This window comes from Actinomadura sp. NBRC 104425 (genome assembly GCF_030269545.1).
Classification (GTDB): Bacteria; Actinomycetota; Actinomycetes; order Streptosporangiales; family Streptosporangiaceae; genus Spirillospora; species Spirillospora keratinilytica.
In genome coordinates this window covers 181,380-187,824 of record NZ_BSTN01000014.1, presented here as the reverse complement: position 1 = coordinate 187,824, position 6,445 = coordinate 181,380, and the positions used below count along the sequence as shown (strand labels likewise).

Here is a 6,445-nt window from a genome sequence, read left to right as displayed (position 1 = left end):
AGGCCGCGCGGATCATCGACGCCATACCGCCCCAGCAGCGGCGGACGCGCTACCTTACGGCCGCGCGGATGGCACTGGACCTCGCCCCCGAGAACGCACGCTCGCTCCCCGCGGCAAAGGAACTACGCGAACTTATCGAAGGCGCCTAATGCCTTCTGACATGGCGGCGCTTCGCGGCCCGCGAGCCGCGAAGCGCCAACCGCGGACTGCGGCAGCGGGACAGACGCATGACACCACCCAGACAAACGACGCCTGACCGCACATTGCCCCAGCCCGGACGCCAGACACAACCCGACCTCCCACAGCGCACCCACAGAAGCAACGAACCCCCAGCACAGCAGATCGTTCTTGCAGACGCGCCGTGACCTGTGGGCGTCGCCAAGCGCCATGCGCCACTTGGTGCATAGGTGCGGGCGGTGTGCTGAGCCTGGACGGCCCGGTGCCTTGGAGTTGGAAGGCTCGGTATGTGAGGCCGCATGGTGCGGTGCTGCGGGCGCGGACGGCTCAGTGCTCTGGTTGGGGCCCCGGAGCGCGGTGTTCTGACGGCCGGTGCCTGAGGTGGGCCGCTCGGTGCGGCGATAGGAGGCATCTGCGACCGGCTGGAGGTCGTGGAGGTCGGTGGCCTCGGCCGCCCCTGCGCGCAGCTCGGCTGCGGCGGCGCGGTGGCGCGCGAGGTTGCGTGCGAGATCGTGGACGAGATCGCCGCGCCGGTCACCGGCTGCAGGAGCAGCACGCCCAGTTCACCCGCGTCCTCGATCTGATCAGCGTTGGAATGCTCGGGCGGTGTCGACGGGGGCACGACAGCGCCCGAGCTCGACGAGGACCATACAGGGCGCGCCGCGCGGCCGATCAAGCGGGGTATGCCCGTGTCGGTGTGGAATGCGGGTAGTGGCCGTTGAACAGGGGGTTTCCCGGATTGGCCATCCCGTCGCCCGGGTCGAAGTCGTCGAAGTCATCGTCCAGGTCGAAGTCGGGCATCAGGGTGTGAGTGCCCGGGTGCGAGGTCGCGCCGTTGCCTCCGGCGCCGCGCGGTGCATACAGGACGGCCCACACGGTGGTGACGCCCTCCTCGTGACGGACGCCCCAGCCCTCCGCGAGGGCCTCCACGATGCTGAGGCCGCGTCCGCCGAGCGAGGACAGGGTGCCCGGTCCCCGCCGGGGCTCGGTGCTGGCGCCGCCGTCGCTGACGGCGACCTCCAGCCGCTCCCCGCGCCGCACCCACGTCACGCGGATTTGCCCGGACGGCAGCGGCCTGGCGTGCCGCAGGGCGTTGCTCAGCAGTTCGCTGACGATGACGCCGGCGTCGTCCACGACCGACTCGAAGACCCCGGAGGCGAGCAGCTCGGAGCTGAGGCGCCGGCGCGCCACGGCAACGCTGGACGGCGCATGAGGCAACAATACGACGCTCGACGCCCTCACCTCCTTGTCGTCATCTCCGCTGGTCGGAGACCCGTCGCCCTCGTCGGTACCGACCGAAATGCCCTGATGATATTGTCCGGAAACCCGGGCGAATCACCCGTCTCTCCAACAACGAGCGACGTCCCCTTAGGTCACGCACACAGGACCATCACAGGATCTATCCACCCTCCGGGTGGTTACTCCTCCTGCGAGCGTTTCGTCCGTCACACTGAAGATTCACCGGACTTTCACCGGCGTATCCGGTTCTCCGGCTGTCACGGCATCCGTCCGAATCTGGTCAGCCGTCCTCCTCGGCCCGGCACAGCACCAGGCGCATGCGGGTGCCGCGGCCCTCGGGCCCCGGGTGGGCGCTGACGTGGCCGCCCTGCGCCTCCGTCAGGCGTTTGACGATGTAGAGGCCGAGACCGATACCCCCGAACCGGCGGCGGTCGCCCGCCTCGCCCTGGACGAACCGCTCGAACACCCGCTCGTGGTCGCCGGGCGCGATGCCGATGCCCTCGTCCTCCACCGTGACGACGATCGACCCGTCCTCCGGCCAGGCCCGCACGGTGACCGTGCCGCCCTCCGGGGAGTACTTCACCGCGTTCTCCAGCAGCTGGCCGAGGACGATGTCGGTGGCCATCGCGTCGCCCCGCGCCGGCGGCAGCCCGGGCGCCACCTCCAGCCGCACCGGGTGCGCCTCCGACAGCGACCGGAACCCCGCCACCACGCCCTCCAGCACGCGGGCCAGGTCGAACGTGTCGATGGTCACCGCCAGCTCGTCGCGTCCGGCCCGCGACCCCAGCAGCAGATGCTCCACGAGACGGCCGAGCGACTGGGCCCGTTCGGCGATCGTCGCGACGGCGGAGCGGCGGTCGGCGTCGGCCAGCTCGTCCCACCGGTTGACCAGCGTGCTGGCGAAACCCTGCACCACCGTGATCGGGGTGCGCAGCTCGTGGCTGGTGGTGGCCAGGAACAGGTCCTTGGCCTCCTCGAGCGCCTTGGCCTCGCTGACGTCGCGGAAGTCGACCACGACCTCGCCGGTCTCCTCGATCTCGGCGGCCAGCACGTTCAGCCAGATGCCCGATGGCAGCGGGAAGGTGGTCATCTCGCCGGGGGCGGGCGCCTCGAACGGCAGCGGCCGGCCGATCGCCTCCTGCGGCGGCACCCCGGTGAGGTGGTGCGCGGCCGGGTTCCACTGCCGCACCACGCCGTCGCGGTCGAGCACGGCGATGCCGTCCGCGCTGGAGTCGATCACGGCGCGTTCGTGCGCACGCTGCCGGACCACCTCGGCGTAGGCCACCGCGTTGCCGACCGCGACCCCGGCGTGCCCGGCGAGCAGCTCCAGCAGCTCCAGCTCGGTGTGCCCGACGCGGCGGCCGGAGAACAGCGCGTACAGCGCCCCGTACGGCTCGTTCTGCAGGAACGACAGGCCCAGCGCCACGGTGTGCAGCCCGGGCAGCTCGGACCAGATCAGGTCGTCCAGCCGCCGCTCCCCGCCCGCCAGCATCACGGTCTTGCCCGAGCGCAGCAGCTCCCCGACGAGGCTGGTGCGCAGGTCGGCGGTGGCGCCGCGCATGTGCTCGGGCAGCCCGTTGACGGTGACCAGCCGCAGCCGGTCCCGCTCCAGCCGCACGAAGCCGCCCGCATCCGCGCCGGTCAGCTCGATCAGCGCGCCGGTGATCCGGTCCAGCACCGTGTCCAGGTCCAGTTCGGCGTTCAGGTCGGCGACGATGTCGTTGAGCCGCCGCACCAGCCGGGCCCGCTCGGCCATGTGGTGCTGGACGACCTCGTCCTCCTCGACCGGGCGGTACACCCCGACCCAGCCGAGCAGCCGGCCGTCGCGGTCCTGCAGGACGCTGGTGTCGATGCGCACGTCGATGAGCCGCCCGTCGCGGTGCAGGCGCCGGGTGGCGATGGAGATCTGCCCGGTTTCGGCGCTCTCCAGGCCCTCGGCCCCGCGCCGGGTCAGCAGCCGCTCCTGGACGGCGTTGTGCTCGGCCTTCAGCTCGTCCGGCACGATCGGCGCGATGCGGCCGAGCACCTCCTCGGCCGTCCAGCCGAACATGCGCTCGGCCGCCGGGTTCCACACGGTGACGCGCTGCCGGTCGTCGACGGCCACGATCGCGTCGGCCGCGCACTCGACGACGGCGCGCGCGATCGGGCCGTGGACGTCGTGCTGCACGTCTGCCATCGTGCCACCGGACCTCGTCCCGCCGAGAGCCAACGACTTGCGAAAGGTTCTCACGTCGCGGCGCTCTCCGCCGGAAGAACGCGTCTGTTCGCCCTATCGGCCGCGGAACCGGGCGATCCGCCCCACCAGCAGGGTGACCAGCGCGGCCACCAGGAAAGACAGCAGCGACGCGCTCATCCAGGACGGCGGCGCGACCCCCAGCGCCTCCCGCACGTCCCGCCACAGCGCCGCCCACCAGCCGACCGACCCGGGGTTGACCAGCTGGTATGCCGCGAACCCGACCGCCCAGGCGGCGATCATGCTCCATCGGGCCGGGGCGGTGCGGGAGACGTCCCAGCCGGTGCGGCCGCGGCCGAGGAAGAAGTCGGCGGCCAGCACGCCCAGCATGGGAACGAACACCGACCCGATCAGCGACAGGAAACCGGCGTAGTCGCCGATGTTCAGCACCAGCGCCAGCGCGGTGGTGCCCGCCCCCAGCGTCACCGTCAGCCCCCTGCGGTCGGCGCGCGGCACCAGGTTCTGGATCGACACGGCGGTGGAGTAGACGTTGGTGAACGACTGGTCCGCCTCGCGCAGCACGAACACCGCGAAGACCACCGCCCCCAGCGTGACGTGCAGGAACGGGTCGAACACCTTCGTCGAGTCGCCCGCCACCAGGGCCAGCGCCAGCAGCCCGAGGACATAGGCGACGATCTGGGTGGCCGAGTAGCCGACGGCGGCGGCGCCGAACGCGCCGCGCACGCTGCGGGCGTGCCGGGTGTAGTCGGCCGCGACCGGCACCCACGAGATCGACACGGCCAGCGCCGCGTCCGCGCCGACCCAGAAGCCGCCCCACGACCCCTCGGTCAGGTCGGGCAGCGGCTCGCGCAGCAGCTGGACGTAGAAGTAGACCAGCGCGGCCAGCACCGCGACGGTGACGTACCGGCGCAGCAGCCGCACCGACCCGAGCGGACGGATCGTCAGCGCCGTGGTCAGCACCCCGGCGGCCACCACGTACGCCCACCGCGGCACCCCGTCGTACAGGGCCCGCGCCGCGTCCGCGATCACGATCAGCTCGAACGTGCCCCACCCGACGAGCTGGGCGACGTTCAGCACGGTCGGCGCGTATGACAGCCGCGCCCCGAACAGGCCGCGCAGCAGCACCATCGCGGGCTGCCCGGTGCGCGCGCCCGGCACCGCCGACAGGCCGAGCATCAGCCCGCCGATCGCGGTGCCGACGATCATCGCGACGATGCCCGCCGCGATCGACAGGGTCGGCGCGCCGTTCTCGTCGGGCGCCAGCACCGTGTACGCGCCGGAGAACGCGAACAGGCTGACGCCCAGGTTGGCCCAGAACGCGCTCTGGTCCCAGAAACCGAGGACCTTCGGCGCGGGCTCGTCGAGGGTGTAGGGGACCTCGTCGCGAGGAGTTGTTCCGTGGACGGCGGACGACGACGTCAAGGGTCACGCTCCCTACGCCGGCATTACCCGGACAGGTTCATGCGGTCGGCGACGCCGTGCGCTGCCCGGCCGGGTGCCGTTGCGGCGGCCCGGCCGCAGTCGCCCTCTCAGCCCGGTGTGTCGGCCCGAGCTCCCGCGGTCAGACGGTGAACGCTGCAGATCGTACAGTCAGCGTCAAACTCCGACAAAGACCCCCTCGGTCAGGCCACGTAGGCGGGTCCGTCGCCCGCGGCCACCATGGGCCGTCCGACCTCGGCCCAGCGCTTCATCCCCCCGTCGACGTTCTTGGCCAGCCATCCCGCGTTGTTGAGCGCGATGGTCACCTGCGCCGAGCGCATGCCGGAGCGGCAGATGACGTAGACGTCCCGGTCTCGCGGCACCTCGGCGGCGCGGTCGCTCAGCTCGCCCATCGGGATGTGCACCGCCTGAGGCGCGTGGCCCGCGTCCCACTCGTCCTGCTCGCGCACGTCCAGCAGGTAGGCGTCCTGCGGGACGTCCGCGGCGTCGACGGCGGGAACGTCTTCCCCGAAATTCATCACACCCCCATGGAACCGCGCGGAACCCCCCTGCGTCGAATCACGCATGCGGTACCGGACGCTCATCTTCACGACGACCGCACTCGCCACTCTCCTGTCCCTGTCGGCCTGCGGTTCCGAGCAGGTGGCGGATTCCCCCCGCGACAACGCCTCGGGCACCACGACCGTCCAGCCGTCCCGCTCCCCGGCCGCCCAGCTGACGGTCGAGGTGCGCGCATCGGCCAAGGCCGCCCCCAAGACCTGGACCCTGACCTGCGACCCCGCCGGGGGCGACCACCCCGACGCCGCCAAGGCCTGCGCGGCCCTGAACAAGGTCCAGGACCCGTTCAAGCCGGTCTCGCCGCAGCAGATCTGCACCGAGATCTACGGCGGCCCCCAGGAGGCCAAGGTCAAGGGCACCTGGCGCGGCAAGCAGATCGACACCGGCTTCACCCGCAAGAACGGCTGCGAACTCCACCGCTGGAACCAGGTGGCCCCTCTGTTCGGCGACACGGCCAAGGGAAGCTGACGAGTCCTTCCCGCTCGCACTCGCCACCCACCATCGCATCTGCGCCCACACACAAAGCGCACCACTCACACCAACCCCATGCCCGCCAACGCCGCGGGCAGCAACCGACCCAATCCCCTACCCGCAGCAAAGACAACTTCCGCCACCAAGCCACCGCACGGAGCCAGGGCCGCACGCCGCAGCACGTGTGGGCCAGCCTGCCCCCGCACCGCACGGTGTGAACTCCGCATCGGTGAGCGGCCTAGAAGCTCACCGATGCGTATGCCGCGGCCCTTGCGCTGCAGGAGTGGCGGCGCCGCTGCCCCGCCGAATTCTCCACGCCCACGCGCGCGTCGATCGGCTCGGCCGCCTGGGCGAACAGGTCCCGGA

At 71.6% G+C, this 6,445-nt stretch carries 6 protein-coding genes; 2 read left to right on the top strand and 4 right to left on the bottom strand.

All coding sequences use genetic code 11. The features are described 5' to 3' along the window. The first annotated feature begins 608 nt into the window (after positions 1–608). On the top strand, positions 609–761 hold the full coding sequence (locus QSK22_RS21650) for a hypothetical protein (protein ID WP_285496099.1): 153 nt from the start codon (positions 609–611) through the stop codon (positions 759–761). An 88-nt stretch (positions 762–849) separates the two neighbouring features. Here QSK22_RS21650 and QSK22_RS21645 read toward each other — a convergent pair whose 3' ends face one another. The 4 genes from QSK22_RS21645 to QSK22_RS21630 all read right to left on the bottom strand — a co-directional run bounded on the left by QSK22_RS21645 (position 850) and on the right by QSK22_RS21630 (position 5,568). Next, complete coding sequence (locus QSK22_RS21645; protein ID WP_285496098.1) at positions 850–1,419, bottom strand: ATP-binding protein; 570 nt, start codon at positions 1,417–1,419, stop codon at positions 850–852. 277 nt (positions 1,420–1,696) lie between these two features. Next, the gene (locus QSK22_RS21640) at positions 1,697–3,592 is read right to left on the bottom strand and encodes a PAS domain-containing sensor histidine kinase (protein WP_285496097.1); all 1,896 of its coding nucleotides are present in this window, start codon (positions 3,590–3,592) and stop codon (positions 1,697–1,699) included. A 93-nt stretch (positions 3,593–3,685) separates the two neighbouring features. Then, positions 3,686–5,032, bottom strand: a complete 1,347-nt coding sequence (locus tag QSK22_RS21635; protein ID WP_285496096.1) for a purine-cytosine permease family protein — start codon at positions 5,030–5,032, stop codon at positions 3,686–3,688. Between the two features lie 200 nt (positions 5,033–5,232). Further along, complete coding sequence (locus QSK22_RS21630) at positions 5,233–5,568, bottom strand: rhodanese-like domain-containing protein (protein WP_285496095.1); 336 nt, start codon at positions 5,566–5,568, stop codon at positions 5,233–5,235. 46 nt (positions 5,569–5,614) lie between these two features. Here QSK22_RS21630 and QSK22_RS21625 point away from each other — a divergent pair, with 46 nt between their 5' ends. Beyond that, positions 5,615–6,076, top strand: a complete 462-nt coding sequence (locus QSK22_RS21625; protein WP_285496094.1) for an SSI family serine proteinase inhibitor — start codon at positions 5,615–5,617, stop codon at positions 6,074–6,076. Positions 6,077–6,445 lie beyond the last annotated feature (369 nt).